27 protein-coding genes and 1 tRNA gene are annotated in these 25,426 nt (G+C 65.4%); 10 read left to right on the plus strand and 18 right to left on the minus strand.

Annotated elements, in window-relative coordinates:
• The first annotated feature begins 11 nt into the window (after positions 1 to 11).
• Positions 12 to 1,016: an inorganic phosphate transporter gene (locus tag SR3_RS12640; protein ID WP_068086247.1), complete on the plus strand. Its 1,005-nt coding sequence runs from the start codon at positions 12 to 14 to the stop codon at positions 1,014 to 1,016.
• Between the two features lie 13 nt (positions 1,017 to 1,029).
• Here SR3_RS12640 and SR3_RS12645 read toward each other — a convergent pair whose 3' ends face one another.
• Genes SR3_RS12645 through modA form a run of 3 tightly spaced genes read right to left on the minus strand, consistent with a single transcriptional unit; the run spans position 1,030 to position 3,134 of the window.
• On the minus strand, positions 1,030 to 1,647 hold the full coding sequence (locus SR3_RS12645) for an ATP-binding cassette domain-containing protein (protein ID WP_068086251.1): 618 nt from the start codon (positions 1,645 to 1,647) through the stop codon (positions 1,030 to 1,032).
• Entirely contained in the window at positions 1,637 to 2,386 is a 750-nt protein-coding gene (gene modB, locus SR3_RS12650) for a molybdate ABC transporter permease subunit (RefSeq protein ID WP_068086255.1), read from the minus strand. Before modB ends, SR3_RS12645 begins: the two co-directional genes overlap by 11 nt.
• On the minus strand, positions 2,367 to 3,134 hold the full coding sequence (gene modA, locus SR3_RS12655) for a molybdate ABC transporter substrate-binding protein (RefSeq protein ID WP_068086358.1): 768 nt from the start codon (positions 3,132 to 3,134) through the stop codon (positions 2,367 to 2,369). The genes modB and modA overlap by 20 nt, the downstream gene beginning before the upstream one ends.
• A gap of 124 nt (positions 3,135 to 3,258) precedes the next feature.
• Between modA and SR3_RS12660 the strand changes: the two genes are divergently transcribed.
• Positions 3,259 to 4,374, plus strand: coding sequence for an NADH:flavin oxidoreductase (locus SR3_RS12660; protein WP_068086258.1), 1,116 nt, complete (start codon positions 3,259 to 3,261; stop codon positions 4,372 to 4,374).
• Between the two features lie 60 nt (positions 4,375 to 4,434).
• Here the strand turns inward: SR3_RS12660 and ada are convergent, their stop codons facing one another.
• Positions 4,435 to 5,553, minus strand: a complete 1,119-nt coding sequence (gene ada, locus SR3_RS12665) for a bifunctional DNA-binding transcriptional regulator/O6-methylguanine-DNA methyltransferase Ada (protein ID WP_084455492.1) — start codon at positions 5,551 to 5,553, stop codon at positions 4,435 to 4,437.
• Between the two features lie 81 nt (positions 5,554 to 5,634).
• Positions 5,635 to 5,931 carry a 4a-hydroxytetrahydrobiopterin dehydratase gene (locus SR3_RS12670; protein WP_068086260.1) on the minus strand — a complete coding sequence of 99 codons (297 nt, stop codon included), beginning with the start codon at positions 5,929 to 5,931 and terminating at the stop codon, positions 5,635 to 5,637.
• Between the two features lie 82 nt (positions 5,932 to 6,013).
• On the opposite strand from SR3_RS12670, the gene SR3_RS12675 reads away from it, so the two are divergent.
• The gene (locus SR3_RS12675) at positions 6,014 to 6,745 is read left to right on the plus strand and encodes a superoxide dismutase (RefSeq protein ID WP_068086263.1); all 732 of its coding nucleotides are present in this window, start codon (positions 6,014 to 6,016) and stop codon (positions 6,743 to 6,745) included.
• 104 nt (positions 6,746 to 6,849) lie between these two features.
• Here SR3_RS12675 and SR3_RS12680 read toward each other — a convergent pair.
• The 9 genes from SR3_RS12680 to pepN all read right to left on the minus strand — a co-directional run bounded on the left by SR3_RS12680 (position 6,850) and on the right by pepN (position 16,104).
• Positions 6,850 to 6,923, minus strand: a tRNA-Gly gene (locus SR3_RS12680).
• Between the two features lie 143 nt (positions 6,924 to 7,066).
• Positions 7,067 to 7,522 carry a DUF3237 domain-containing protein gene (locus SR3_RS12685; protein WP_068086265.1) on the minus strand — a complete coding sequence of 152 codons (456 nt, stop codon included), beginning with the start codon at positions 7,520 to 7,522 and terminating at the stop codon, positions 7,067 to 7,069.
• Positions 7,506 to 8,816 carry a flavin-dependent oxidoreductase gene (locus tag SR3_RS12690; RefSeq protein ID WP_068086268.1) on the minus strand — a complete coding sequence of 437 codons (1,311 nt, stop codon included), beginning with the start codon at positions 8,814 to 8,816 and terminating at the stop codon, positions 7,506 to 7,508. The genes SR3_RS12685 and SR3_RS12690 overlap by 17 nt, the downstream gene beginning before the upstream one ends.
• A 154-nt stretch (positions 8,817 to 8,970) precedes the next feature.
• The gene (locus tag SR3_RS12695) at positions 8,971 to 9,540 is read right to left on the minus strand and encodes an adenine phosphoribosyltransferase (RefSeq protein WP_068086271.1); all 570 of its coding nucleotides are present in this window, start codon (positions 9,538 to 9,540) and stop codon (positions 8,971 to 8,973) included.
• A 175-nt stretch (positions 9,541 to 9,715) separates the two neighbouring features.
• Positions 9,716 to 10,528, minus strand: coding sequence for a cytochrome c1 (locus SR3_RS12700; RefSeq protein WP_068086273.1), 813 nt, complete (start codon positions 10,526 to 10,528; stop codon positions 9,716 to 9,718).
• Positions 10,529 to 10,546: 18 nt separating this feature from the next.
• Positions 10,547 to 11,848 carry a cytochrome b gene (locus SR3_RS12705; RefSeq protein WP_068086276.1) on the minus strand — a complete coding sequence of 434 codons (1,302 nt, stop codon included), beginning with the start codon at positions 11,846 to 11,848 and terminating at the stop codon, positions 10,547 to 10,549.
• Positions 11,849 to 11,889: 41 nt separating this feature from the next.
• Complete coding sequence (gene petA, locus SR3_RS12710) at positions 11,890 to 12,456, minus strand: ubiquinol-cytochrome c reductase iron-sulfur subunit (protein WP_068086279.1); 567 nt, start codon at positions 12,454 to 12,456, stop codon at positions 11,890 to 11,892.
• Positions 12,457 to 12,710: 254 nt separating this feature from the next.
• Positions 12,711 to 13,499 carry a peptidoglycan editing factor PgeF gene (gene pgeF, locus SR3_RS12715; RefSeq protein ID WP_068086282.1) on the minus strand — a complete coding sequence of 263 codons (789 nt, stop codon included), beginning with the start codon at positions 13,497 to 13,499 and terminating at the stop codon, positions 12,711 to 12,713.
• Positions 13,465 to 16,104, minus strand: coding sequence for an aminopeptidase N (gene pepN / locus SR3_RS12720; RefSeq protein ID WP_068086285.1), 2,640 nt, complete (start codon positions 16,102 to 16,104; stop codon positions 13,465 to 13,467). The genes pgeF and pepN overlap by 35 nt, the downstream gene beginning before the upstream one ends.
• Positions 16,105 to 16,163: 59 nt before the next feature.
• Here pepN and SR3_RS12725 point away from each other — a divergent pair, with 59 nt between their 5' ends.
• Complete coding sequence (locus SR3_RS12725) at positions 16,164 to 16,958, plus strand: Rossmann-fold NAD(P)-binding domain-containing protein (protein ID WP_068086287.1); 795 nt, start codon at positions 16,164 to 16,166, stop codon at positions 16,956 to 16,958.
• A 258-nt stretch (positions 16,959 to 17,216) separates the two neighbouring features.
• On the opposite strand, the gene SR3_RS12730 is transcribed toward SR3_RS12725, so the two are convergent.
• Positions 17,217 to 18,134, minus strand: a complete 918-nt coding sequence (locus SR3_RS12730) for a DMT family transporter (protein WP_068086290.1) — start codon at positions 18,132 to 18,134, stop codon at positions 17,217 to 17,219.
• Positions 18,131 to 19,132: a threonine aldolase family protein gene (locus SR3_RS12735; protein ID WP_068086292.1), complete on the minus strand. Its 1,002-nt coding sequence runs from the start codon at positions 19,130 to 19,132 to the stop codon at positions 18,131 to 18,133. The genes SR3_RS12730 and SR3_RS12735 overlap by 4 nt, the downstream gene beginning before the upstream one ends.
• Before the next feature lie 319 nt (positions 19,133 to 19,451).
• Here SR3_RS12735 and SR3_RS12740 point away from each other — a divergent pair, with 319 nt between their 5' ends.
• From SR3_RS12740 to SR3_RS12755, 4 genes are all read left to right on the plus strand, one after another.
• Positions 19,452 to 19,775, plus strand: a complete 324-nt coding sequence (locus SR3_RS12740) for a GNAT family N-acetyltransferase (protein WP_068086296.1) — start codon at positions 19,452 to 19,454, stop codon at positions 19,773 to 19,775.
• 90 nt (positions 19,776 to 19,865) lie between these two features.
• Positions 19,866 to 20,861: a GDP-mannose 4,6-dehydratase gene (locus SR3_RS12745; protein ID WP_068086299.1), complete on the plus strand. Its 996-nt coding sequence runs from the start codon at positions 19,866 to 19,868 to the stop codon at positions 20,859 to 20,861.
• A 59-nt stretch (positions 20,862 to 20,920) separates the two neighbouring features.
• On the plus strand, positions 20,921 to 21,487 hold the full coding sequence (gene dcd / locus SR3_RS12750) for a dCTP deaminase (RefSeq protein ID WP_068086302.1): 567 nt from the start codon (positions 20,921 to 20,923) through the stop codon (positions 21,485 to 21,487).
• Positions 21,488 to 21,635: 148 nt separating this feature from the next.
• Positions 21,636 to 23,045 carry a nicotinate phosphoribosyltransferase gene (locus tag SR3_RS12755; RefSeq protein WP_068086305.1) on the plus strand — a complete coding sequence of 470 codons (1,410 nt, stop codon included), beginning with the start codon at positions 21,636 to 21,638 and terminating at the stop codon, positions 23,043 to 23,045.
• A gap of 7 nt (positions 23,046 to 23,052) precedes the next feature.
• On the opposite strand, the gene SR3_RS12760 is transcribed toward SR3_RS12755, so the two are convergent.
• Positions 23,053 to 23,508 (minus strand): hypothetical protein, encoded by a 456-nt coding sequence (locus SR3_RS12760; protein WP_157098823.1) that lies wholly within the window; start codon positions 23,506 to 23,508, stop codon positions 23,053 to 23,055.
• Between the two features lie 201 nt (positions 23,509 to 23,709).
• Here SR3_RS12760 and SR3_RS12765 point away from each other — a divergent pair, with 201 nt between their 5' ends.
• Positions 23,710 to 24,216 (plus strand): Lrp/AsnC family transcriptional regulator, encoded by a 507-nt coding sequence (locus SR3_RS12765; protein WP_068086311.1) that lies wholly within the window; start codon positions 23,710 to 23,712, stop codon positions 24,214 to 24,216.
• 236 nt (positions 24,217 to 24,452) lie between these two features.
• The gene (locus SR3_RS12770) at positions 24,453 to 24,881 is read left to right on the plus strand and encodes an organic hydroperoxide resistance protein (RefSeq protein WP_068086320.1); all 429 of its coding nucleotides are present in this window, start codon (positions 24,453 to 24,455) and stop codon (positions 24,879 to 24,881) included.
• Positions 24,882 to 24,941: 60 nt separating this feature from the next.
• Here SR3_RS12770 and SR3_RS12775 read toward each other — a convergent pair whose 3' ends face one another.
• Positions 24,942 to 25,136, minus strand: coding sequence for a hypothetical protein (locus tag SR3_RS12775; RefSeq protein ID WP_157098824.1), 195 nt, complete (start codon positions 25,134 to 25,136; stop codon positions 24,942 to 24,944).
• Between the last annotated feature and the right edge of the window lie 290 nt (positions 25,137 to 25,426).

Consider the following 25,426-nt stretch of genomic DNA (forward strand, 5'->3'; position numbering starts at 1 on the left):
GGCGCGCGCGGATGAGTATCCTCGCAACCGTCACCCCGCTGGTGCTGGTTCTGGTGGCGATGGCGCTGGCCTTCGACTTTCTGAACGGGCTGCATGACGCCGCCAACTCGATCGCCACGGTGGTGACGACGCGGCTGCTGACCCCGGTGCAGGCGGTGATCTTCGCCGCCTTTTTCAACTTCTCTGCCTATTGGCTCTTCGGCCTCAAGGTGGCCGAGACGGTGGGCAAGGGCATCGTCAACAAGGATGTCATCACCCCGCAGGTGATCTTCGGCGCGCTGGTCGGCGCGATGACGTGGAATGTGATCACCTGGTGGAAGGGCATTCCCTCCTCCTCGTCGCATGCGCTGATCGGCGGCTTGCTGGGCGCGGGCGTGGCGCATGGCGGTCTGGGCGTGATCGTGTGGAAGGGTGTGAACACCACCACCACCTGGATCGTGCTGTCGCCCATGGTGGGCATGTTCATGTCGATGGCGCTGATGCTGCTGACGAGCTGGCTGTTCATGAAGGCCACGGCCAGGGCGGCAGAAGGCATCTTCAAGAAGCTGCATCTGGTCTCGGCGGCGGCCTATTCAATGGGCCATGGCGCCAATGACGCGCAGAAGACCATGGGCATCATCGCCGTGCTGCTCTACTCGCAGGGCCTGCTGGGCCCGACCTTCCATGTGCCGACATGGGTGGTGATCAGCTGCTACACGGCGATCGGCCTTGGCACGCTGTCGGGCGGGTGGAAGATCATCGAGACGATGGGCTCCAAGATCACCAAGCTGTCGCATCATCAGGGTTTCTGCGCCTCGGCGGGCGGGTCGATCACCATGTTTCTGGCCAGCGGGCTGGGCATTCCGGTCTCGACCACCCACACCATCACCGGCTGCGTGGTGGGCGTGGGCGCGGCGCGCCGGGCCTCCGCCGTGCGCTGGAGCGTGGCCCAGCGCGTGGTGATCGCATGGCTGATCACCATCCCCGCCTCGGCGGCGGTGGGCGCGACGTTCTACTTTATCGCCAGCCGGTTCTGATCCAGAGGTGGGGCTAAGGCCCCATCTCCACCACCTGATCGGCCAGCCGGGCAACCTCCGCCCGGTCATGGCTGACATAGAGGATCGGCAGCGCCAGTTCATCGCGGATCTTTTCGATCAACATCATGATCTGGCCGCTGCGCGCCTCATCCAGCGCCGAGAGCGGTTCATCCAGCAACAAAAAGCGCGGGGCCGAGAGCAAGGCCCGCCCCAGCGCCACCCTCTGCGCCTCACCGCCCGAAAGGCTGCGAGGCATGCGCTTCAGCAAGGCTGCGATGCCGAGGAACGCCGCCATCTCGTGCAAGCCCATGCCCGCGTGGCCCCGCCTGATGCCATAGCGCAGATTGGCCTGAACGCTCAGATGCGGAAACAGGCGATGATCCTGAAACACCATGCCGCAAGCGCGCCGTTCCGGCGGCAGATGCAGGCCTTGCGCGGTATCGCACAGCACCTGCCCCTCCACCGCGATCCGGCCGGCGTCGGGCTTGAGCAATCCGGCCACCATCATCAGCACACTGGTCTTGCCCACGCCTGACGCCCCCACCAGCGCCGTGATCCCCGGCCCGGTGTTCAGCTTCAGGGCCATGGTGCGCTCACCCCGGCGCAGGGTCAGATCGAGATCAAAGCCCACCGAACCGCTCCCGCCGCATGCCTCCGGCCAGCGCCATGCGCCGCGCCAGCACCTCGGCCACCACCAGAGCGCCCAGAGACAGCGCCACCGCCAGCACCGCCAGCCTTGTGACGACCGTATCGCCATCGGGCAGCTGCAGCGCGGAATAGATCGCCAGCGGCAGGGTTTGAGTCTCGCCCGGAATGTTCGAGACGAAGGTGATCGTCGCCCCGAACTCGCCCAGAGAGCGCGCAAAGCCCAGCACCAGACCCGCCAGCACCCCCGGCATCGCCAGAGGCAAGGTCACCGTGGCGAAACTACGCCAGGGCCCGGCGCCCAACGTGCGCGCGGCCTGCTCCAGCCGGGGGTCCACCGCTTCCAGCGACAGGCGCATCGAACGCACCATCAAGGGCACGGCCATCACGCCAGCAGCAAGCGCAGCACCCGTCCAGCGGAACATCACGCCGATGCCCCAAGCTGCCAGCCAGCGCCCCACCGGCCCCTGAGCGCCAAAGGCCAGCAGCAGCAGCCAGCCCGTCACCACCGGCGGCAGCACCAGCGGCAGATGCACCACCGCATCGAGCACAATCAGCCCCAGCCCCGCCAGACCGGCCCGCCCGCCGCGCGCCAGAACCCAGGCGCAGCCCAGACAAAAGGGCGTCGCCACCAGAACCCCCACCACGCTGACCTTCAGCGAGAGGATCAGAATGGAGACCTCCTCGGGGCTCAGCACCGGCCTGTTACCGACCGCCGAAACCATAGGGGCGGAAGATGGCCCGCCCCTCCGGCGAGAGCAAAAAGCGCCGAAAACCCTCGGCATCCGCCTGATGCGAGGCCGCCAGAACGGCAAGCGGATAGCGGATCGGCGCATGGCTGTTTTCCGGGAAGGTGGCGACCATCCTGACCCGCTTATCGGCCAGCGCATCGGTGGCATAGACCACCCCCAGCGGCGCCTCGCCCCGCGCCACCAGCGCCAGGGCGGCCCGCACGCTCTCCGCCGGGGCCAGCTTACCCGCCACCTGCGGCCAGACGCCCAGCCTGGTCAGCGCCTCTTTCGCATAGAGCCCGGCAGGCACGCTATCCACCGCCCCCGTCGCCAGCCGCCCATTGCCTAAAGCCGCCGCCAGCGGAAAGCCGGGCCGGATCGTGATGCTGATGCGCGAAGACGCGGGCGCGACCAGCACCAGCCGGTTGCTCAGCAAATCGACGCGCGTGCCCGAACGCAGCAGCTGCTTTTTCTCCAGCGCATCCATCCAGTCCTCGTCGGCGCTGATAAACAGGTCGGCAGGCGCTCCGGACTGCACCTGCCGCGCCAGCGTGGAGGAGGCCGCGAAAGACAGCACCGGGCGCGGATGCCCCCTGGCCGCCCATGTGTCCGCCGCCGCATTGAGCGACTCCTGAAGGCTGGCCGCCGCCAGCACCACCGGCCCGCGCGCAGGCGCGGCATGCAGCCCCCCCGCCAGCATGGAGAGGCAGACCAGAGCGGAGCGCAGGAAAAACCGTTTCATATCCGCCAGCATAGCGAAAACACCCCAGTCCCACAGCCCCAAAAGCAGCGCCTGCAAAGACCCCATTGCAATCCGCGCCACAATAACATACCTGTCGGTACATATTTCATGGAGACCCCCCAACGTGACATCCTCCCGCGATGTGCTTTTCCGTTCCTTCAGCCTCAAATCGCTCGAGCTGAAGAACCGCATCGTCATGGCCCCCATGACGCGCAACATGGCCCCGGACGGCGTCCCCGGACGCCCCAATGCCGATTACTACGCCGCCCGCGCGGCAGGCGGCGTGGGCCTGATCCTGTCCGAAGGCACGGTGGTGGGCCGCCCCGTCTCACGCAATGAGCCCAACATTCCCTTCTTCCACGGGGAATCCGCGCTGAAAGGCTGGAAAGGCGTGATCGACGCCGTCCACACCGCCGGCGGCCGCATGGGCCCCCAGCTGTGGCACACCGGCTCGACCCAGGGCATGAGCGGCTGGCAGCCCGAAGGCGAGGTGGAAAGCCCCTCCGGCTTGCTGGCTCCCGGCACCCCGCGCGGCATCGCCATGAGCGATGAAGACATCGCCGACACCGCCGCCGCCTTCGCCAAGGCCGCCGCCGATGCCAGGAAGCTGGGCTTCGACACCATCGAAATCCACGGCGCTCACGGCTACCTGATCGACCAGTTCTTCTGGAGCGGCACCAACACCCGCACGGACCGCTACGGCGGCGCCTCCATCAAGGAACGTTCGCGCATGGCCGCCGAGGTGGTGGCCGCCACCCGCGCCGCCGTGGGGCCGGACTTCCCCATCCTCCTGCGCGTCAGCCAGTGGAAGCAGCAGGACTTCGCCGCCCGCCTAGCCCCCACGCCCGAGGCCATGACCGACTGGCTCGCACCGCTGGTGGACGCCGGGGTGGACATCCTCCACTGCTCGCAGCGCCGCTTCTGGGAGCCCGAATTCCCCGAGATCGATGGCGAGCAAGGCCTCAACTTCGCAGGCTGGGCCAAGAAGCTGACCGGCGCGGCGACGATCAGCGTCGGGTCGGTGGGCCTCTCGGGCGATTTCCTCGGCGCCTTCAGCGGTGAGGGTTCGCAACCCTCGGGCCTCGACGCGCTGGTGGCGCGGATGGAGCGTGAGGAGTTCGACCTGATCGCCGTGGGCCGCGCGCTGATTTCCAACCCCGCATGGGCAGCGCAGGTGCTGCATGGAAAGTCGTCCGAGTTGAAGGGCTTCAAGGCGGCGGATCTGGCGGCTTTGGTTTGAAGGTTCGGTAAGAAGGATAAGTGCGAGGGTGTTACCCCCTCGCACTTATCCTTTGCTCCTTTAAGCCTTCTCTCTTTCCAACAGGGCTGCCTTCCTCTCTACGCCCCATGCATAGCCCGAGAGGCTCCCGTCTGTGCGGATCACGCGATGGCACGGCACCACCACCGCCAGAGCATTGGCCGCGCAGGCCCCTGCCACCGCCCGCACCGCGCCGGGCTTGCCGATGGCCTGAGCGATCTGCCCGTAATTGCGCGTTTCACCGCGAGGAATGGTGCGCAGGGCTGCCCAGACGCGCTGCTGGAAGGCGGTGCCGCGGATATCCAAAGGCAGATCCAGCCCCAGATCCGGCGTCTGGATAAAGGCGATCACCTGCCCGACCAACGCTTCATAGGTTGCATCGCCGCCAACCAGTTCGGCCTTGGGGAAGCGGTCTTGCAGGTCGCGCAGCAGGGTGGCGGGATCGTCGCCCAGCAGGATCGCGGCGACGCCCTGGGCGCTGCTGGCCACCAGCACCGCACCGAGGTCGGCTTGGCCGATGGCGAAGCGCAATTGCTCGCCCGTTCCGCCTGAGCGATAGCGGCGGGGGGCCATGCCCAGCGCGTCCTCCGCGTAGAAACGGCTGGAGGAGCCGTAGCCTGCGCCATGGAGGGCATGGGTCACGCTGGCGCCCTCGGCCAAAGCTTCGCGGGCGCGGCGGGCACGCACCGCCTGGCCATAAGCGCGCGGGGTGAGGCCGGTGTGCGCTTTGAACAGGCGGTGAAAATGGGCGGGGCTGATCTCCACCGCATCGGCCAGCGTGGCGAGTTGAGGGAGGTCTTCGGCGCTTTCGATCAGGCGGCAGGCTTGCTCCACCAGCGCGGCGTGCTGCTGGGCCAGCGCAAGGCCGTCCGGATTGCAGCGGCGGCAAGGACGGAAACCGGCGGCGCGGGCGGCGTCGAGGCTGTCGAAGAGGGTGACGTTCTCGCGCCTTGCCGCGCGCGATGGGCAGGAGGGGCGGCAATAAACGCCAGTCGTGCTGACGCCATACCAGAAGGCGCCGTCTGCCGAGGCATCGCGGGCGGCCAGTTGGGCCCAGCGCTGGTCTTCAGGCGGTTTGGGCAAGGTGGGGCTCCGGAGGGGGCGGGTGGCGATCGTATGGCCCAGATCCGAGGGCCAAAGCACGGGAAAAGCAGGGTTCATGAGGCATACTCCTGTGTATGGCCCTCTTGTGCCCTGCCTGGCCGATGGGTGCGTGCCGTTTCCTGCGGCCAAATCCTGCGATTAATTCCGGGCCACGATCCGGTCGATGCGCACGGCCAGATCGGTGTCGCGCAGGGAGATACCGCCCACGTCATGGGTGGTCAGCCAGATGTCGAGGCGGTTGTAGACATTGGCCCATTCCGGGTGATGGTTCAACTGCTGGGCGACGAGGCCGATCTCCACCATCAGCCCCAGCGCCTGGCCGAAATCCTTGAGCACGATCTGGCGATGCAGGGCCTTGCGCTCCGGGTCGTGGCGCCATTGCGGCAGATCAGCCAGCGCTTGGGTCAGGGCATCATCGGTGAGAAGCTTTGTCATCTTTATGAGATTTCCATGGATGAACAAGGCTTCGCTCTATGCCATAGATGCGCGCCGGGGGACCAGCCCAAAGGAGAGTGACATGCACAGCGACAGCCGCCGAGGTTTCATGCAATCCGTCGGTGTGGCCTCAGGTCTGGCCCTGATGGCCGGGACCGCGCAGGCCGCCGACGCGCCCGGTCATGGGCCCAGCCCCCGTCTGATCGACAAATCGCCCCAGACGCTGCCCCCCCTGCCCTTCGCGCCCGATGCGCTGGCGCCGGTGATTTCGGCGCGCACGGTGGATTTCCATTACAACAAGCATCACACGGGCTATTTCACCAATCTGGCCAAGCTGGTGGCGAACACGCCGCTGGCCACCGTCAGCCTTGAGGAGGTGGTGCTGGCCAGCGCGGGCCATCCGGAGCGCCGCGCCATCTTCAACAATGCCGCGCAGGCGTGGAACCACAACCTCTATTGGCAGAGCCTGAGCCCCAAGGCATCCACGCCCTCGGGCGGTCTGGCGTCCGCCATTGCGCGGGATTTCCAGACTCAGGCCGCGCTGGAAGCGGAGCTGTCCAAGGCGGCGGTCGGCCAGTTCGGCAGTGGCTGGGCGTGGCTGGTGCTGGATGGCGGGAAGCTGAAGGTGGTGGCCACCTCCAATGCCGAGAACCCGCTGGCATCGGGCGCGGTGCCGCTGCTGGTGATCGACGTCTGGGAGCATGCCTATTACCTCGACGAGCAGAACCGCCGCGCCGATTATGTGGAGGGCTTGATCCACAAGCTGCTCAATTGGGACAATGCCTCGCGCCGGTTTGCGGCTGCGACTGCTTGATGCTCGCGCGCCTGCGGTGAGGGCTATCCTTGCCGCAGGCGTAGCGTGATGGAGGCAGGGCCTATGGGCGCCGCTTCCGCTTAACTATATGAAAATAAAGAAAATGGAGCGGGTAGCGGGAATCGAACCCGCATAGCCAGCTTGGAAGGCTGGAGCTTTACCACTAAGCTATACCCGCATAATCAACGACCTAGATGGTCATCGACGGTGCCGTTTTTCGGCCCCTACAACGCGCCTGCCGATTGCCACGGGGATGGCCGCCTCGTCAACGTCTCTTTTGCGAATTATCGACGCCGCGTCCGCGCGGGCCGCCACAGCCGTTCAGACCACGCGATAGATCGCCAGATGGACCGTCGCCCCCCGCTTGCCGCCCGTCGCCAGAAACAGCGAGCGGTTGACCCAGGCATAATCGGCATGGCCGGTGTCCAACCGCACGGCGGTGCGCATGTAATAATCGTCGAAGCTGACATCCTCACCTGCGGCAATGCGCGCAGCCACCTCGGGCGAGACATGGCGTATGCCCTGGCTCACCACCTCGATCACCGCACCATCGGCGGTGGCCACGGCATAGCGGGCGTCCAGCTGGGCGATGCCGTTGTGATCCACGGTCTGCCAATCCGCCCCGACATTGAGGATTTCCCCGTTGAGCAAGGGGCCGCTCACCGTCCCGCCCACGATCGGGATGATCCTGCGCACGCCCGCGCCGCAGCCCTCCATCTCATGCGGTTTGGTCAGCGCCACCGCGAAATCGCAGACAAATTCAAGCCGGGGCGCCATCGCAGACCTCCGTCACGGGCAGCTTCACGCCGAGGGGCACCGTGCGCGGCGCGGCATTGAGCGTATCGCGGGCGAAACCGGCGGCCTGCTTGTAGGCCTGCATGAAAGCCATGCGCTCGGCCTCGGGAACCACATCGTCGATGGAATCGAACTGGCCGCCACAGCGCTCATCCACCAGGCGCAGCAGGCCAAAGGGCCCCGCCCCGCGGTTGCGCAGCGCCAACTGGCCCACCGGCCCGCACAGTTCCGCGTTGAAAGCCGCAAGGCTGGCCGCATTGACGCCGCCGGTCAGAAATTGGCGGCCCAGAATCCGCGCATCCATAATCGCCTGCGATGCCCCGTTCGATCCGGTGGGATACATGGGATGGGCCGCATCCCCCATCAGCGCCACCGGGCCATCGACCCATGAGGGAATGGGATCGCGGTCAATCATCGGATTTTCGTAAGCCGTGGCCGATTGGGCCAGCAGCGCAGGCAAATCGAGCCCGTCATAGACGAAATCCGCGAACTCATGGGCGAATTCGGACAGCGGCACGGCGCGGAACCAGCCGGTCTTCGACCAGTCGTGATCGGCGTCATAGGTCTGCTCGGCAATCCAGTTGATCGTGGCCAGACCATCGGCATCGGGCGCGGAGATGGGATAGACCACCACGCGGTGGCGATCCGTGCCCAGCCCCACGAAAGAAGAGCCGGTGCGCATCGGCTTGGCCCGGCAGGTGCCGCGCCACATGATCGTGCCGCCCCAGCGGATCGGCGGCTGATCGGGGTGCATCTGCGCGCGAATCGCGGAATGGATGCCGTCGGCGCCGATCAGCAGCGCGCCCTCCTGCGTGATCGTGCTGCCATCGGCGCGGGCCACCGTGGCGAGGACCGAGCCATCGGGCTGGATCTCGTAACCGGTGACGCGGTGGCCCAGCCGGATGGCATCGGCCCCCAGCCGCTCGACGGCGTGGCGATGGAGCAGCATGTGGAATTCACCGCGATGCACGGCATATTGGTGCCAGCGGTAACCCGCCAGCTTGCCGCGCGCCTCACTGTAAATATCCTTACCGTTCAGCCCGATCAGCGCCCATTCGCGGGCCGGCACGCCCACGCTGTCCAGCGCGCTTTCGCCGATGCCCAGATCGTCCAGCTCGCGCACGGCATTGGGCTGGAGGTTGATGCCCACACCCAGCGGGCGCAAGTCTGTCACGCTTTCGAACAGGATGCAGGGCACGCCGATCTCATGCAAGGTCAGCGCCAACACCAGACCGCCGATGCCACCACCGGCAATCAGGACACAATCACTCTTCATTCAGGCCATCCGCAGCAATTTCGTTACGCCAAGTGGCGTCTGCATGCGGCCATAGGCGCAGTTTGCTATAATTGCCAGCAATCAGGCGGTGATCGCCTGCGCGCGGATGCTGAAACCGAACGAGGCAGAGTGTTCCCCGCCCGGCGGCCTCAAATCAGTGCCCCGGAAAATCCATCAGCGCATCGACAGTGATCCCTGCGGCGCGCAGCTTCTCGGCGCCGCCCAGATCGGGCAGGTCGATGGCGAAGAGCGCATGGGTCACCTCAGCCCCCGCCCGGCGCAGCAGTTGCGTTGCAGCCAGAGCGGTGCCGCCCGTGGCGATCAGATCGTCGAGGATCACCACGCGCTGGCCCGCCGCAATGGCCTCGGGGTCGATCTCCAGACGATCGGTGCCATATTCCAGCGCATAGTCGATCGAGATCACCGGCACCGGCAGCTTGCCCGGCTTGCGCACCGGCACGAAAGGCACGCCCAGCCGCGCCGCCACCGCCGCGCCGAAGATGAAGCCGCGTGCCTCCATGCCAGCAATGGCCTCAGCCCCCGCCGCCTCGGCGCGGTCGGCCAGCAGGCGGACGCTGGCGGCGAAGCCCGCGCCGTGCCCGATCAGCGTGGTGATGTCGCGGAACAGGATGCCCGGCTTGGGGAAATCGGGCACGCTGCGCACCAGAGCTTTCAGGTCTTCGGCCTCAAGCAAATCGGCTTTCACGATTACGTCGGCAGTCATGCCCGCGTCCTTTCATCACGCCAGAGGCCCCCTGCATCCTGCGATGCAAGGGGCCCCCTGTTGCGTCAGCCCTTAGAGCGTTTTCGAGCCGGGTGGAACAGCCGGCTGCTCGGAAAACGCGACCAACCAAAAATCAGGAGCGATGGGTGCAATCGCATCCATCGCTCCGTCGGCCTCAGTGCTTCTTGTCAGCCCAGACGTTGCGGTAAGCCATATAGGCCAACACCGAAGCGAAGAGCAGGAAGCCCAGCACCGGCCAGCCCGTCTGGTGGCGCTTTTCCAGCTTGGGTTCGGCGGTCCACACCAGGAAGGCAGCGACATCGGTGGCCATCTGGTCCACCGTGGCCTTGGTGCCATCCTTGTAGGAAACCTGACCCTCGCTCGCCAGCGGCGGCGGCATGGCGATGTTGAGGTTGGCGAAATACGGGTTGTAGAACAGGCCGTCGGGCGTCTTGCTCTCGGGATACTTCTTGAGCAGCTCGGCGGGCTGTTCGGCATAGCCGGTCAGCAGCGCGTGGACATAGGACGCCCCGCCATGGCGCGCCTTGGTGATGAGCGACAGATCGGGCGGCGTGCCCGAACCGCCATAGACCACGGGCGGGAAGTGATCGGTCGGCACGCCGTCGCGCGTTTTCAGCTCACCGGTGCCGGGGTTGTAGACGGGCACCTTGAAGCCGGCGGCGATCGCCTTCACCTCAGGATCGTTGTAGCCAAGCTCCTTCAGGTCGCGGAAGGCGACATATTTGATCGCATGGCAGGCCGAGCAAACTTCCTTGTAAACCTGGAAGCCGCGCTGCAGCTGCTGGCGGTCAAAGCTGCCGAAGGCGCCGTCGCTTTGCAGCGCCAGCTCGCCGGGATGCTTGTGGAAGGCGGCCTCCACCGTCTTGGCGGGCGGCTCCTTGATGTAGCTGATGAGCCCCGTGCCAAACGCGATCAGCAGACAGAGGGTGAAGAAAGCCCCGATCAGGGCGGAAATCAGGCGGACCATGGATCTTCCTCCCTTCGCTTATTCGGCCGGGGCCGGGGTGGTTTCAACGTCCTTGCCGAGCACGCTTTCGGTGATCGAGAAAGGCAGCGGCTGCGGGGTTTCGATCAGCGAAACCAGCGGCAGAATGATGAAGAAATGCAGGAAATAGTAAGCCGCCGCGATCTGGCTGATCATCACGAAGGGCTCCTCGGCGGGCGACCCCCCGCAATAGCCCAGGATCACCACGTCGATCACCAGCAGCCAGTAGATCTTGCGGAAGGTGGGCCGGTAATGGCCCGAACGCACCGGCGAGGTGTCCAGCCAGGGCAGGGCGAACCACACCAGAATGGCGCTGAACATCGCCAGCACGCCCAGCAGCTTGGCCGGCACCAGCACCACATGGGTGAAGGGGATGGTCAGATCCGCCGTGAAGGCGCGCAGGATCGCGTAGAAGGGCCAGAAATACCATTCGGGCACGATATGCGCGGGGGTCTGCATCGGGTTGGCCGGGATATAGTTATCCGGATGGCCCAGCGCGTTGGGGAAGAAGAAGAGCATCGCGCAATAGAGGAACAGGAACACCGCCAGCCCGAAGCCATCCTTCGCCGTGTAGTAGGGATGGAAGGGCACGGTGTCGCTCTCGCTCTTCACCTCGACGCCCGTGGGGTTCGAGGAGCCGGGGATATGCAGCGCCCAGATATGCAGGATCACCACGCCCAGAATGACGAAAGGCAGCAGGAAATGCAGCGAGAAGAAGCGGTTGAGCGCCGCCTGATCGGGCGCGAAGCCGCCCAGCAGCCAAGTGTGAAGCGCATCGCCCACCAGCGGAATGGCGGAGAAGAGCCCGGTGATGACCTGCGCGCCCCAGAAGCTCATCTGGCCCCAGGGCAGCACATAGCCCATGAAGGCGGTGGCCATCATCAGCAGGAAGATCACCACGCCCAGCAGCCAGATCATCTCACGCGGGGCCTTGTAGCTGCCGAAGTAGAACCCCCGGAAGATATGGGCATAGACCACCACGAAGAAGGCGCTGGCGCCATTGGCATGCGCATAACGCAGCATCCAGCCCCAGTTGACGTCGCGCATGATATGCTCGGTGGAGTTGAAGGCGACGCTCGTGTCGGCGGCATAATGCATCGCCAGAATGACGCCCGTCACGATCTGCAGCATCAGGCAGAACCCGGCGAGCACGCCGAAATTCCACATATAGTTCAGATTGCGCGGCACCGGATAGCCCGCGCCCACCGCATTGAAGACGAAGCGCGGCAGCGGCAGCTTTTCGTCCAGCCACACCATCGCCGGATGGCTCGGCTTGTATTCATTGGCCCATGGAAAACTCATGGCAGAAATCCTCGCGTCTTGGCTCGCGTGGGAAGCGGCAATCAGCCGATCTTGACGACGGTGGGCGATGTGAAGGCGTAATCGGGCACGACCAGATTCTTGGGCGCGGGGCCCTTCCGGATGCGCGCGGCCGTGTCATACTGCGACCCGTGGCAGGGGCAGAAATAGCCGCCGAACTCGCCCTTGGGCTCACCCTCGGCGGTGCCCAGCGGCACGCAGCCCAGATGGGTGCAGACGCCCATGGTGATCAGCCACTGGGTCTTGCCCGGCTTGGTGCGCTGCTCCAGCGTTTCGGGATCGCGCAGTTCGGAAAGCGGCACCGCATCGGCCTTGGAGATTTCCTCCGGCGTCAGGTGCCTCACGAAGACCGGCTGCTTGCGGAACACCGCCTTGATCGCCTGCCCCACGGCGATGGCCGAAATATCCACCTCGGTCGAGGCTTCGGCCAGCACGTCGGCGGACGGGCTCATCTGGCTGATCAGCGGCACCAGCGCCGCCAGAGCCCCGACCCCGGCCGCGCTGACGGCGGCCACTTCAATAAAATCGCGGCGGCGCACGCCCGATGCCTCACTGCCCAGCCCCGTTTCGGCGGCTTCACTTTGCGTCATGATCGAGCCTTGCCTCATTCGCCCCCACGACCCCGATCCACCGGATCCGGCCCACAAGAACGCCCTGCACCACTGGCTTCCCACCACCGGCGAGAAACCAAACGAAACACTTCATCGGAACGCGTAACGGCGCGTGTTCAGGAATCCCCTGCCGCCGTTTCACCCGTGTGTTTCACTGGCTGACGACGGCTTTTTTGAGTTTGATAAACATCAAAACCCTTCACCTCAACCGCATTTTTCTTCTCTCGATGCGATCAGGGGCGGGCGATCAGCGAAAACTGCCGTCCATAGGTCGCTTCAGAGCGATGCGTGGCGCGCCGGAATGAGAAAAATCCTTCTTCATCAGCATAAGTATCACGTGAGAGCGACTCGACATGCCCGACACCGGCCAAAGCCAGCCGATGGGCCACAAAAGGCTCCAGCGCGAACTGCCAGTGCCCTTCCCGCCCCTGGGCAAAGAAACGGCCAAGCGTTTCATCCCGCGCGATAAAGCGGGCGCGGAAGCCGTCATCGACCTCATAGCTGGCCTGGGCGATGCAGGGGCCGATCGCCGCCACGATACGGTTGCGGCTGGCGCCCAGCGCCACCATGGCCTCGACGGTCGCCTCGGCCACGCCGCCGAACGCCCCTTTCCATCCGGCATGGGCCGCGCCCACCACGCCGGCCTGCGCATCAGCCAGCAGGATCGGCGCGCAATCGGCGGTGACGATGCCCAGCACCACGCCGGGCTTGTCCGTCACCAGAGCGTCGGCATGGGGGCGATGGGCGTCATCCCAGTCGCCCGCCACCACGCAATCGCCGGAATGAACCTGATAGACCGTGGTGAGGCGCGCAGCCGGCGCCACCGCCGCCACGGCGCGGGCGCGGTTTTCCCTCACCGCCTCGGGCGCATCATCGGCGCCCAGACCAACATTCAGCCCGGCGACGGCGCCGGTGGACACGCCACCGCGCCGCCCGAGGAAACCATGCGGCACGCCAGCCAGAACATCGGCGCGGAGCGCGGGAACCTCAACCAAGGCTTTTGCTCGCCTGCTCGAAGACATCCTTGGAGAGGCCCGGCTGCGCGACGATCCGCTCCAGCTGCTCACGCATCAGCGCGCCGCGCCCCGGCTCGACCCGGCGCCAGCGGCCCAAGGGCGGCACGAAACGCGCCGCCGTCTGGGCGTTGATCGGGTCCAGCGCGAGGATCAGATCGCCGATCATGCGGTAACCCTCGCCGCTGGCGTCATGGAAACCGGCGGGGTTGACCGCCAGCGACATAAACAGCGCGCGCACCCGGTTGGGGTTGCTCATGGTGAAATCGGCCTGCCCGGCCAGCGCCTTGACGTGATCCAGCACCTTGGGATGCAGCGAACCGGCCTGAAGGCTGAACCACTTGTCGATCACCAGCGGATTGCCCTGATAGCGGGCGTGGAAGTGAGCCAGCTTCTCCTCGCGCAGCGGGCTTTCAAGGCTGCACAGCACGGCCAGCGCGCCCTGACGATCGGTCATATTGTCCGCCGCATCATATTGGGCGGCGGCGCGGATGGCGGCGGCCTCAGGCTCGCTGGCGGCCAGATAGACCAGTGCCTGCGTCTTGACCTTGCGCGCGCCCTTGGAGGCGGCATCATGGCCAAACGGCACCGCGCTGACGCGATCATGATGCGCGCGCAGCAAATCGCCCAGCTGCACGCCCAGCCATGCCTTCAGCCCCTCGCGCTCGGCGTTCAGCACGCCCGGGTCGCTGACGGGCAGGCGCTCCGACAGATAGGAGTGCGTGGGCAGCATCAGCAATTCGCCCAGCATCAGATCGTCGAGCGAACCATCCTCCAGAATGGCGCGCAGAGCGGTGGCGATGCCTGTGCGGCCCGCGCCGCGCGCCTCATCCGACAAAGCGCCCGAGGTGGCGGCCACCAGATGGCGCAGGATCAGGCTCTGCATCGCCTCATAGCGGGCGAAGGGATCGTCATCATGCGCGGCGAGGAAGACCAGATCCTCCTCGCTCTCGTCGCTCTCCACCACCACGGGGGCGGAAAAACCACGGTTGATCGACAGCACGGGGCGCATGGCATGGCCCGCGAAATGGAAGCTGGCGCCTTCCTTCTCCAGCACCACCAGCTGCTCGCCATGATGCTGGCCCGAGGCGCGGTCGAACAGGGCAATGCGCAGCGGAATGGGCATGGGCGCCTTGTCAGGCTGACCGGGCGTGGCGGGCACGCTCTGGGTAAGATGCAGCGTGGCGTTATCGCCCTCATGGCTCAGCGTCGCGGTGACGGTGGGCGTGCCGGCCTGCGCGTACCACAGGCGGAACTGGGTGAGATCCAGCCCGGCGCCATCCTCGATGGACTTGACGAAATCCTCGCAGGTCGCCGCCTCACCGTCATGGCGCTCGAAATAGAGGTCGGTGCCTTGGCGGAAGCGTTCCGTGCCTGCCATGGTCCGCATCATGCGGATCACCTCGGCGCCCTTGTTGTAGACGGTCGCGGTGTAGAAATTGCTGATTTCCTGATAAGAATCCGGGCGGATCGGATGAGCCAGCGGGCCTGAATCCTCAGGGAACTGGCTGCCGCGCAACACCCGCACATCCTCGATGCGCTTGACCGGCTCGCTGCCCATGTCGGCGCTGAACAGCTGGTCGCGCAGCACGGTGAAGCCCTCCTTCAGGGAAAGCTGGAACCAGTCGCGGCAGGTGATGCGGTTGCCCGACCAATTGTGGAAATACTCATGGCCGATCACGCCCTCAACGGCGTCGAAATCACCATCGGTGGCGGTGTCCTGCTCGGCCAGCACATAGCGGGTGTTGAAGATGTTGAGCCCCTTGTTCTCCATCGCCCCCATGTTGAAATCGGACACGGCCACGATGTTGAACAGGTCGAGATCATACTCGCGCCCGAAAGCTTCCTCGTCCCAGCGCATGGAATTGATCAGGCTGCGCATGGCGTGGGCGGTGCGGGTCTCGTCCCCGGCGCGCGTCCAGATGTTGAGCGCCACCTCGCGCCCGCTCACGGTGGTGAAGCTGTCGCTACTCGCCACCAGATCGCCCGCCACCAGCGCGAAGAGGTAGGACGGCTTGGGCCAGGGATCGTGCCACTCGGCCCAATGTGCGCCCGCTTTTCCGTTTGAATCCGGGCAGTCTCCGCTGGCAAGGCAGTTGCCATTGGCCAGCAGCACCGGGAACAGGGCCTTGTCGCCCTCCATCCGCACGCGATAGACGCTCAGCACATCGGGGCGATCCGGGAAATAGGTGATGCGGCGGAAGCCCTCGGCCTCGCATTGCGTGCAGAGCATCCCGCCCGAGGCATAAAGCCCCATCAGCTGGCTGTTGGCCGCCGGATGGATCTGGGTAACGATGGAAATCTCATGGCTGTCGTCGGGCAGGTCGATCAGCAGATCCTCGCCCTCCAGCCGCCAGTCATTGCGGACGACATCGTCCACCTTGACCACCAGCGGCGTCAGCCCGTCGCCATTGAGGCGGATCGTCCCCTCCCCGCTGCCATCGGGATTGCGCTGCACGCGCAGCAGGCTGGTCACCCGCGTCGCCTCCAGCCCCAGATGGAAGTCGAGATCGACCTCGCTTACCAACCACACCGGAGGCTGATAATCCTCACGCCGGATCACGGTGGGAGCTTGCGGGGCGGCGGGGGCGCTAGGGCTCGTCTGGGCATCCATCATGCCTCCTTCTGACGCAAAGGGTTTCGGTTTTCCAGTCCGCTCCTTATGCTTGAACGATGAAAGTGATGATGATCTTCGGCATGGGCTACACCGGCTCGGCCATCGCAACCGCGCTGCGCACCCGGGGCTGGCTGGTCGACGGCACCGGCGCGCACGGCACCATGAGCTTCGACGACACCTATCGCGTCCACCGCGCGCTGGCGCAAGCCACCGCCGTGATCTCCACCGTGCCTCCCGCCCAGGGCGAAGACCCCGTGCTCAGCCGCTATGGCGCGGTGCTGCATTCGCCATGGCTGGGCTATATCTCCTCCACCGGCGTCTATGGCGATGCGGGCGGGGCATGGGTGGACGAAAGCGCGCCCATCGGCGCCGGACGCCGCGCGGCCCGCGTCTTCGCCGAGGCGCAGTGGCTGGGGCGCGGCGCCCACGCCTTTCGCCTGCCCGGCATCTATGGTCCGGGCCGCAGCGCCTTCGACCGGTTGCGTGAGGGCCGCGCTCACCGTCTGGATCTGCCGGGGCAGGTGTTCAGCCGAATCCATGTGGCGGATATCGTCAGCGCCGTGCTGCTGGCTCTGGAGAGCGAGGCCACGCCCGGCCCGTGGAACATCGCCGACGATGAGCCCTGCCATCAGAACCGTGTGATCGAGGAAGCAGCCCGGTTGCTGGGCGTTGAGGCGCCGCCTGCTGTGGCTCTGGACGATCCGTCCTTGTCCGAGGCCAGCCGGGGTTTCTATCGGGAGAACCGCCGTGTCGCGAACGGCAAGGCCCGGCGGGAGTTGGGGTGGAGGCCCTCCTTCCCCAGCTATCGGGAAGGGTTGAGAGGCATTCTGGAAGAAGAAGGCGAAAGGTGAAATGCAGGGGCCATCGCCCTCGCGCTCCCTTTGCTGTCTGCGTGGCGCATCGGGTTCGGCCTTGCGCCCAGTTTGCCGCGCCGCAGGCAGAATATCTTAAGGCCTGCGGCGCTCTGGGTTGCGCAGGCGGAGAGGTCAAGCGCCACGATGCGGCACCACTGCGTTTTCGTCGGAAGACGGAATGGGAGCGCGAGGGGCCGGAGCATCTCTCTTGAGAGATGCGACCAACTTAAGACTTCCCCCCCTCGCATCTTCCTTTCACCCCTTCCTTCCGGAAAGCGCAATCAACACCCCGCTCAGCGTCACCACCGCCCCCACTGCGGTCAAAGCCGTCCAGTGATACCCTTCAAAAAACGTCGACAAGGCCATCGCCACAATCGGCACCACGGCGTTGGAATAGGCCGCCCGCCCCGGCCCGATCGAGCGGATCAGGCTGAAATAGACCGGGAAGGTCACCACCGAGCCCATGATCGCCAGCCATGCCACCCCGCCCCAAAAGCGCGGCGATGCCGGCAGCACCGGCGCGCCATGCAAAAAGATGGCGAGAACCGCATCGATGGCCGCGCCAAACAGCATCGACCACGCGATCAGCGGCACCACCGCCTGCCGCCGCCCGATGGGGCTGGCCTGCAGCACATTGGCGAAAGAGGCGCAGAGCGTGCCCGCAATGGCGAAGCCCACGCCCAGCGCCACATCCATCGCGGCCGAGGGCGGCGCATTGCGGTATTCCTGCACCATCAGCAGAGCGATGCCGATCACTGCCACGCCCGTGCCCGCCAGGAAGCGCCCGGTCATGCGCGCGCCGAGGAAAATGCGCGCCAGCAGGGCGTTGGGCGCCATCAGCAGGGCGTACATCACCGCGACGAGGCCCGAGGTGACATAATGCTCGGCACGATAGACGAACTGGAAATTGCCGCAAAACTGCAGCAGGCCGACCGCCAGCGCCAGCAGGGCGCTCTGGCGGTTCAGGCTGAGGTCTTCGCCGCGCAGGCGGGCCAGCAGGAACATGCCCGCCGCCGCCATGGTGAAACGCGCCGTCACGGTCCAGCCGATGGGCAGGAAGCCGATCTGGTCCTTGATGACCAGCCACGTCGAGCCCCACATCAGGCAGACCGTGGCGAAGCCCAGAATGTCCTGCGTGGAAAATCCGCTCTTGGAGGCAGCCTCCCCGCTCACAGCGCGGACAGGGCGCGGGAGAGCGCGGTTACATGCTCGTCCCGCGCGTTCCATGCCGTCACGAAACGCGCGCCATCCGCGCCCCAGTCATAGAAGCCGAAGCCTTGCGCGCGCAGGGCATCGCGCTCGGTTTCGGAGAGGCGCAGGAAGACCTCATTGGCCTCGACGGGATAGAGCAGGCGGTCGGCCACGCTGCTGGCGATTTGCGCGGCGGCGGCATTGGCGGCGCGGCCATTGGCCAGCCACAGATCGCCCTTCAGCATCGCCAGAATCTGCGCGGCCAGAAAGCGGCCCTTGCTCTGCAGATGGCCCGCGCGCTTGCGGCGGAATTTCACATCCTCGGCCAGAGCCTGATCGAAATAGACCAGCGCCTCGGCGCTCATCCCGCCGTTCTTCACAAAGCCGAAGGACAGCGCATCCACGCCCCCCTCGCAGCTCGCCGCCGCCGGGGTGCAGCCCAGATGGGCCACGGCATTGGCGAAGCGCGCGCCATCCATATGCAGCTTCAGGCCCTGCGCCCGCGCCACGGCGCCAATCGCCGCGAGTTCCCCGGGCTGATAGACGCAACCCGCCTCGCTGGCCTGTGTGATCGAGATGGCATGCGGCCACACCCGGTGCACATCGCGGCGGATCGGGCCGATCACGGCGTTGATGCTTTCGGGCGTCAGCTTGGCGTGATCGCCCTCGGCCAGCATCAGCTTGGCGCCATGGGTGAAAAAGCCCGGAGCACCGCATTCGTCATTCTCGATATGCGCGTCGCGGTGGCAGATCACGCCGCCATGCGGAGGCGCCATCGTGGCCAGGGCAAGGCAGTTGGCCGCCGTGCCGCTGGCCACCCAGATCGCGCTGACAGGCCTGCCGAACAGCGCCGAAAAAGCATCGTCCAGCGCCTGAGACAGAGCGTCATTGTCATAGGGCGGCTGAGGCGCGTCAGCGTCCCTCATCGCCTCCCAGACGGCGGGGTGAACGGCGGCGGCGTTGTCGGAGAGGAACTGCATGGGCGTGTTCGATAGGAGGAATGGGGCGGGCGTCAAGAGAGTGAAAGACGGATCAGAAAGATGGGGAAAATGCGAGGGTCATCACCCTCGCGCTCCTTTTGAGCGTCTACCTTGCGCCACAGGTTCGGCAGCAGAGCAACCACGCTGCGCCGCAGGCATAAAAACTGCCCCTGCCCGCGGCGCCTTGAGCTTATGCAGGTGGAGAGGCTGGGCATGCCATTTCGGCGCCACAACCTTATCGTCGGAAGACGTAAAAGGAGCGCGAGGGTGATGACCCTCGCATCTTCTTTTCCTTCATGCCGTTCCTACATCCCTGAACATGACCGACGAAACCCTCACCATCACCCGCCACCCCTCACCCGGCGGCGGCGAGTACCGCGCAAAACTGGAAGGCCATGAGGCCACCGGCCTGCTTACGTGGCAAAACGCAACCGGGCGGAACGCGCCCTCGCAAGAAGGCCCCGTGTGGATCGCCGATCACACGCTGGTGCCCTCGGCCATCGGCGGGCGCGGCATTGCGGCAAAGCTGGTGGAGGCGCTCATCAACGATGCCCGCAAAGAAGGCGCGCGCATCGTTCCGGCTTGCTCTTATGTGGCGGTGGCTTTTGCCCGTCATCCCGAATGGGCCGATCTGAAGGCCTGAGAGTCTGTATCAATTTCTTAGGGCTTGCTCCCTATCGCCCCTTGCTGAATGGTCGCGCCGAGCAGGCATGGCAGCAGCAAAGGGTTGAGCATGAAGGTTCTGGTCACGGGCGCGGCGGGTTTTATCGGCTACAGCCTGATCGCGCGGCTGCTGGCGCGCGGCGACACGGTGATCGGCGTCGATATGGTCAATGCCTATTACGATGTGCGGCTGAAAGAGGCCCGCATCGGGCGGCTGAAAGAGGCTGGCGGCAACCGCTTCACCTTTCTGAGGCAGGATTTCTCGGATTACGCCGGGCTGGTGGAGAGCCTGAAGGGGCTGGAGTTCGACCGGATCGTGCATCTGGGCGCTCAGGCGGGGGTGCGTTACTCGATCGAGAATCCCCATGCCTATCTCTCCTCCAATCTGGCCGGGCACCTCAACCTGCTGGAGATCGGGCGGCATCGCGGGGTGGAGAACATGGTCTATGCCTCCTCCTCCTCGGTCTATGGCGGCAACACCAAGCTGCCCTTCAGCGTGGACGACCGGGTGGACCAGCCCATCAGCCTCTATGCCGCCACCAAGAAGGCCGATGAGCTGATGAGCGAGACCTACGCCCATCTCTACCGCCTGCCGCTCACGGGGCTACGCTTCTTCACCGTCTATGGGCCGTGGGGCCGCCCGGACATGATGATGTGGATCTTCACGAAGAAGATTCTGGCGGGCGAGCCGATCCCCGTCTTCAACCACGGCGACATGTACCGCGACTTCACCTATATCGACGACATCATCAGCGGCGTGATGGCCACGCTGGACACGCCCGCGCCCGACGACGGTCTGGTGAAGGCGGGCGGATCGACCAAGCCGCATCGCCTCTACAACATCGGCAACCACAAGTCGGAGCATCTGATGAAGGTGGTCGAGATTCTGGAGAGCGAGCTGGGCAAAAAGGCCGAAGTCGAGCTGCTGCCGATGCAGCCGGGCGACGCGCGCCAGAGCTTCGCCGACATCGAGGCGATCTCCAGCGATCTGGGCTATCAGCCGACCACCAGCATCGATGTGGGCGTGCCCAATTTCGTGCGCTGGTATCGCGAGTATCATGGGTAAGGGGACAGTCCCTCCCTGCCCCCTTGCCCCGCCTGCGCCAATCCGCCATGAACGCGCGCATGGCTATTCTCTCCGACCGCTGGATCCGCTCGCAGGCCCTTGAAAACGGCATGATCGAGCCTTTTGTCGAACGCCAGACCCGCAATGACGCGGGCGGCGGGATCATCTCCTATGGCCTGTCCTCCTATGGCTATGACGCGCGCGTCGCTGACGAATTCAAGATCTTCACCAATGTCGATTCCGCCGTGGTGGACCCCAAGGATTTCGCGGCCAACTCCTTCGTGGACCGCCAGACCGATTGCTGCGTGATTCCGCCCAACAGCTTTGCCCTGGCCCGCACCGTGGAATATTTCCGCGTGCCGCGCGACGTGCTGGTGATCTGCCTTGGCAAGAGCACCTATGCCCGCTGCGGCATCATCGTGAACGTCACCCCGCTGGAGCCGGGCTGGGAAGGCCATGTGACGCTGGAGTTTTCCAACACCACGCCGCTGCCCGCCAAGATCTACGCCAATGAGGGTGCCTGCCAGTTCCTGTTCCTGCAGGGCAACGAACCCTGCGAGGTCAGCTATGCCGACCGTGCGGGCAAATATATGGGCCAGCGCGGCGTGACACTGCCGCGTCTGTAAAGCGCGCCCTTGATCGCCCGGCGCACACCAGCCCCGGGTGATCCGCTGCGACGATACTCCATGCTTGGCCTCGCCGCCCGACTGTGGCTATGAACCTGCAACCTCCGCCCGGCTCTCCCCCTGAGCCGGGCACCGCAGGAAGCAGCGCGTGACCAACCCGATCCTTACGACAGACAGCTACAAGCACAGCCACTTCCTGCAATATCCCCCCGAAACGCGCACGCTTTCAGCCTATGTCGAAGCGCGCCCGGGCGGCTTTTCCGACCAGATCCTGTTTCTGGGCCTGCAACCCTTCCTGCTCGATGTTCTGGGCCACACCATCACACGCCATGATGTGGAGGAAGCGCAAGAGATCACCCGCGCCCATGGCCTGCCCTTCAACCGCGCCGGGTGGGACCGCATCGTGGGCACCCATGGCGGCCATCTGCCGCTCTCGATCACCGCCCTGCCCGAGGGGATGATCGTCCCCACCGGCGTGCCCCTGCTGCAGGTGGAAAACACCGATCCGGCGCTGCCCTGGCTGACCACCTTCGTGGAAACCGCCCTGCTGCGCGCCATCTGGTATCCCACCACCGTGGCGACGGTCAGCTGGCGCTGTCGCGCGATCATCCGCGCCGGGCTGCTGACCACCAGCGACGATCCGGAAGGCCAGCTCCCCTTCAAGCTGCATGATTTCGGCGCGCGCGGCGTCTCCAGCGGGGAAAGCGCGGCGCTGGGCGGCATGGCGCATCTGGTCAATTTCATGGGCACCGACACGATGGAGGCCCTGCTGGCCGCGCGGCGCTATTACAGCGCCGACATGGCCGGCTTCTCGATCCCCGCCGCCGAGCATTCCACCATCACCGCCTGGGGCCGCGAGCGCGAGCGCGAGGCCTATGCCAACATCCTCAGGCATTTCGCCGGGGAAGGCAGCATGGTCGCGGTGGTGTCGGACAGCTATGATCTGGATGCCGCGGTCGGCCATCTCTGGGGCGAGGATCTGCATGATGCCGTGCTGGCCCACAAGGGCACGCTGGTGATCCGGCCCGACAGCGGCGATCCGGTGGAAACGCCGCTGCGCGTGCTGAACACGCTGTGGGAGCATTTTGGCGGCACGACCAACGGCAAGGGCTATCGCCTGCTCGATCCGCGCCTGCGCGTCATTCAGGGCGACGGCATGACCCCCGCCACCATCGAGCGCCTGATCGCGAGGCTGATCGAGGAAGGCTTCGCGGTGGACAACATCGCTTTCGGCATGGGCGGCGGGCTGCTGCAGCAGGTCAACCGCGACACGCTGCGCTTCGCCATGAAGGCCAATGCCCTGCGCGACGATGCGGGTGTGTGGCATGATATCGCCAAGGATCCCGCGACCGATCCGAGCAAGCGCAGCAAGGCCGGGCGTCAGGCCGTGGTGCGGGAAGACGGCACGCTGCGCGCGGTGCGGCTGGACGATCTGGGCGGCAGAACCAACCTGCTGACCGAAGTGTGGCGCGACGGACGGCTGCTGTTCCACCACGATTTCGAGGCGGTGCGGCAGCGCTCGCGCCTGCATGAAAGCCGGATCAGACTCCCGGCCTGATCAGGGGTTAATAGAGCGCGCCGTAACCGCCGGACTGAGCCATCTGCGCCAGATGTGGCGGCAGACAGTCACGCAGAACGAAGGGGCTGTTCGGCTCGTCGATATGGTAATCCCTGCGCAGCCGGGCGCGCAACGTGTTGACCCCGGTGGCGGAGGAATCCTTGATCGGGAAACGGGCGATCACCCGCTCCTGCTGCTCGTCGACCACGGCGAGGCACGGCTGTGAACGGGGCGTGCCCCAGGCCTCCATGTTGAAGCCCCCGGCGATATGCCAGCGGCGCAGGTCGGCGCTGACGATCGGGCGGTGGCAATGGCAGCAGCGGTCAACCGCCAGCTCGCCCGGGGCCAGATCCAACGGCGGCTCCATCGGCTCATGGTCGCGCGCGTACCAGCAGGGGGTCAGCGTCACCACCGTGGGCGGCATGGGGGTCAGCGGGGTCAGATGCGTGGGGGGCAAACTCATCGTCATCGCCTCCTTTCAGGCCATGGCAAGCACGCGTTAACCATGCATGGTCAGAGCTTATAAAGAGTTCCGGCTTGTCCCCGTGGAATCACTTAACCCTGCGCGATTTGCGTATTGAGCGCGTCGCTTCTGTGATGTCCTCTCGCTTTCGGGCATCCAACGCGCGCCGCGTACAGGAATCCATCAACAGGGGTGGTGTTGATGACGGACAAAATCGAGATCGACTTCGACATGACCGACTTCCGGATCATGCGCGCCCTCACCCATGATGGCCGCATGTCCGATGTGATGCTGGGCGAGCAGGTCAATCTTTCCAGCACGGCGGCCGCGCGCCGGCGCAAGATCCTTGAGGATCGCGGCGCCATCGCGGGCTATACGGCGGCGCTGGACATGCCGATGCTGGGGCTGGGCATCATGGTGATGGTGGCCATCGAGCTGAAATCCCAGACCGACCAAGTGCTGGAGGAGTTCGAGGCCGCAGTGGTGCGCTGCCCCTCGGTCACCCATTGCAGCTTCATTTCTGGCGATATGGATTTCATGATGATGGTCCATGTCCGCTCCTTCGACGATTACGACCGGGTCTATCGCCGCGAACTGTCGATGCTGCCGCATGTGGCGCGCATCCGCTCCAGCTTTGTGATGCGCAGCGTGACTCACCGCAGCGTGCCCCCCGCCATTTTCGAGCGGCCTACCCTTTCGGGTCTGTGATTCCACACCGGGCGGGCTGGCCTGCCCGGCCCGGATCATCCATTATTCCTGCCAGATTGTTTCAGCAAGGCTGAGGCGGAACCCCTTGCGGTTTGCGCCTTTTGTCGTCTGGAGCCGTCACGGAAATTAAATATTGCACGATTATATCGTGCGCTATTGACATGCATGCCCACCTGATCCATATAGGTCGCACACGATCTAATTGCCAACATCCCCCCGAACGAAAGGACAGTCTCATGGCCAGCAAGATCCTCTACTCCACCACCGCCACCGCCAACGGAGGCCGCGACGGCCGCAGCCGCACCGAAGATGGCGCGCTGGACGTGACGCTGGCGGTTCCCGTCGAAATGGGCGGCAACGGTCAGGGCAACAACCCCGAGCAGCTCTTCGCCGCCGGCTACGCCGCCTGCTTCCTGGGCGCGATGAAGTTCGCCGCCAGCCAGGACAAGGACCTGCCCCGCGTGCCCAACGACACCACCGTCTCGGCCACCGTCAGCATCGGCCCGCGCGCCGACAAGGGCTTCGGTCTGGCCGTCAAGCTGTCGATCAACCTGCCCGGCGTGGAACGCGCCGCCGCCGAGGCGCTGGTCGCCGAGGCCGACACCATCTGCCCCTACAGCCACGCCACGCGCGGCAACATCACGGTGGACCTGTCGGTCGCCTGATTTGCGGGTTGCGTTCTGACAAGGCCGGAAAGGGGGTGCCCTTTCCGGCTTTTGTCGTTCTCAAGCCGTCGAACGCAGCGTGTAGATCGCGGGCTGAGGCGCCGGATCATGCAACCTCTGCAGCTTGATGATCGCCGAAGCGACATCCACAGCCGCAAGGCCAAGCTGGGCGCGATCGAGTTCGATCAGCACGCCATCAAGGACAGCGATAAGGGATTGGACCTGACGCGGATCAGGCTGAGTTTTGCGTTGCATGATAAGATCTTGCTCAAAAAGAGCGTCGCACCGATGGCTCTTTTTGCCGCCGAATGCTGAACCCAGTTTGAACATGAATCCTTGTTTTAAGGGGATTTAAGGAAGGGAAGAAAGCGAGGGGGTTACCCCCTCGCGCTCCCATGACGTCTTCCGGCGATGGGTTGGTGGCACCCGGTCGTTGTGCGGGACCTGTCCACCTGCGCGAGGTAAGGCGCCGCAGGCAGTGAATGTTTGGCTGGGCAATGAGCGTTATGCCTGCGGCGCGGCAAGCTGGGCGCAAGGCCGAAACC

Origin of the sequence: Novosphingobium rosa NBRC 15208 (genome assembly GCF_001598555.1) — a bacterium.
GTDB lineage: Bacteria > Pseudomonadota > Alphaproteobacteria > Sphingomonadales > Sphingomonadaceae > Novosphingobium > Novosphingobium rosa.

Coding starts and splice junctions, on each gene's coding strand:
- SR3_RS12740 (WP_068086296.1), top strand. CDS start 19,452: ATGACCGACGAAACCCTCACCATCACCCGCCACCCCTCACCCGGCGGC.
- SR3_RS12685 (WP_068086265.1), bottom strand. CDS start 7,522: ATGGCGCCCCGGCTTGAATTTGTCTGCGATTTCGCGGTGGCGCTGACC.
- dcd (WP_068086302.1), top strand. CDS start 20,921: ATGGCTATTCTCTCCGACCGCTGGATCCGCTCGCAGGCCCTTGAAAAC.
- pepN (WP_068086285.1), bottom strand. CDS start 16,104: ATGGATGCCCAGACGAGCCCTAGCGCCCCCGCCGCCCCGCAAGCTCCC.
- modB (WP_068086255.1), bottom strand. CDS start 2,386: ATGGTTTCGGCGGTCGGTAACAGGCCGGTGCTGAGCCCCGAGGAGGTC.
- SR3_RS12700 (WP_068086273.1), bottom strand. CDS start 10,528: ATGGTCCGCCTGATTTCCGCCCTGATCGGGGCTTTCTTCACCCTCTGT.
- SR3_RS12695 (WP_068086271.1), bottom strand. CDS start 9,540: ATGACTGCCGACGTAATCGTGAAAGCCGATTTGCTTGAGGCCGAAGAC.
- SR3_RS12760 (WP_157098823.1), bottom strand. CDS start 23,508: ATGAGTTTGCCCCCCACGCATCTGACCCCGCTGACCCCCATGCCGCCC.
- SR3_RS12775 (WP_157098824.1), bottom strand. CDS start 25,136: ATGCAACGCAAAACTCAGCCTGATCCGCGTCAGGTCCAATCCCTTATC.
- petA (WP_068086279.1), bottom strand. CDS start 12,456: ATGACGCAAAGTGAAGCCGCCGAAACGGGGCTGGGCAGTGAGGCATCG.
- SR3_RS12735 (WP_068086292.1), bottom strand. CDS start 19,132: ATGCAGTTCCTCTCCGACAACGCCGCCGCCGTTCACCCCGCCGTCTGG.
- SR3_RS12640 (WP_068086247.1), top strand. CDS start 12: ATGAGTATCCTCGCAACCGTCACCCCGCTGGTGCTGGTTCTGGTGGCG.
- modA (WP_068086358.1), bottom strand. CDS start 3,134: ATGAAACGGTTTTTCCTGCGCTCCGCTCTGGTCTGCCTCTCCATGCTG.
- ada (WP_084455492.1), bottom strand. CDS start 5,553: ATGAACCCTGCTTTTCCCGTGCTTTGGCCCTCGGATCTGGGCCATACG.
- SR3_RS12670 (WP_068086260.1), bottom strand. CDS start 5,931: ATGACAAAGCTTCTCACCGATGATGCCCTGACCCAAGCGCTGGCTGAT.
- SR3_RS12770 (WP_068086320.1), top strand. CDS start 24,453: ATGGCCAGCAAGATCCTCTACTCCACCACCGCCACCGCCAACGGAGGC.
- SR3_RS12765 (WP_068086311.1), top strand. CDS start 23,710: ATGACGGACAAAATCGAGATCGACTTCGACATGACCGACTTCCGGATC.
- SR3_RS12675 (WP_068086263.1), top strand. CDS start 6,014: ATGCACAGCGACAGCCGCCGAGGTTTCATGCAATCCGTCGGTGTGGCC.
- SR3_RS12705 (WP_068086276.1), bottom strand. CDS start 11,848: ATGAGTTTTCCATGGGCCAATGAATACAAGCCGAGCCATCCGGCGATG.
- SR3_RS12690 (WP_068086268.1), bottom strand. CDS start 8,816: ATGAAGAGTGATTGTGTCCTGATTGCCGGTGGTGGCATCGGCGGTCTG.
- SR3_RS12745 (WP_068086299.1), top strand. CDS start 19,866: ATGAAGGTTCTGGTCACGGGCGCGGCGGGTTTTATCGGCTACAGCCTG.
- pgeF (WP_068086282.1), bottom strand. CDS start 13,499: ATGTCTTCGAGCAGGCGAGCAAAAGCCTTGGTTGAGGTTCCCGCGCTC.
- SR3_RS12725 (WP_068086287.1), top strand. CDS start 16,164: ATGAAAGTGATGATGATCTTCGGCATGGGCTACACCGGCTCGGCCATC.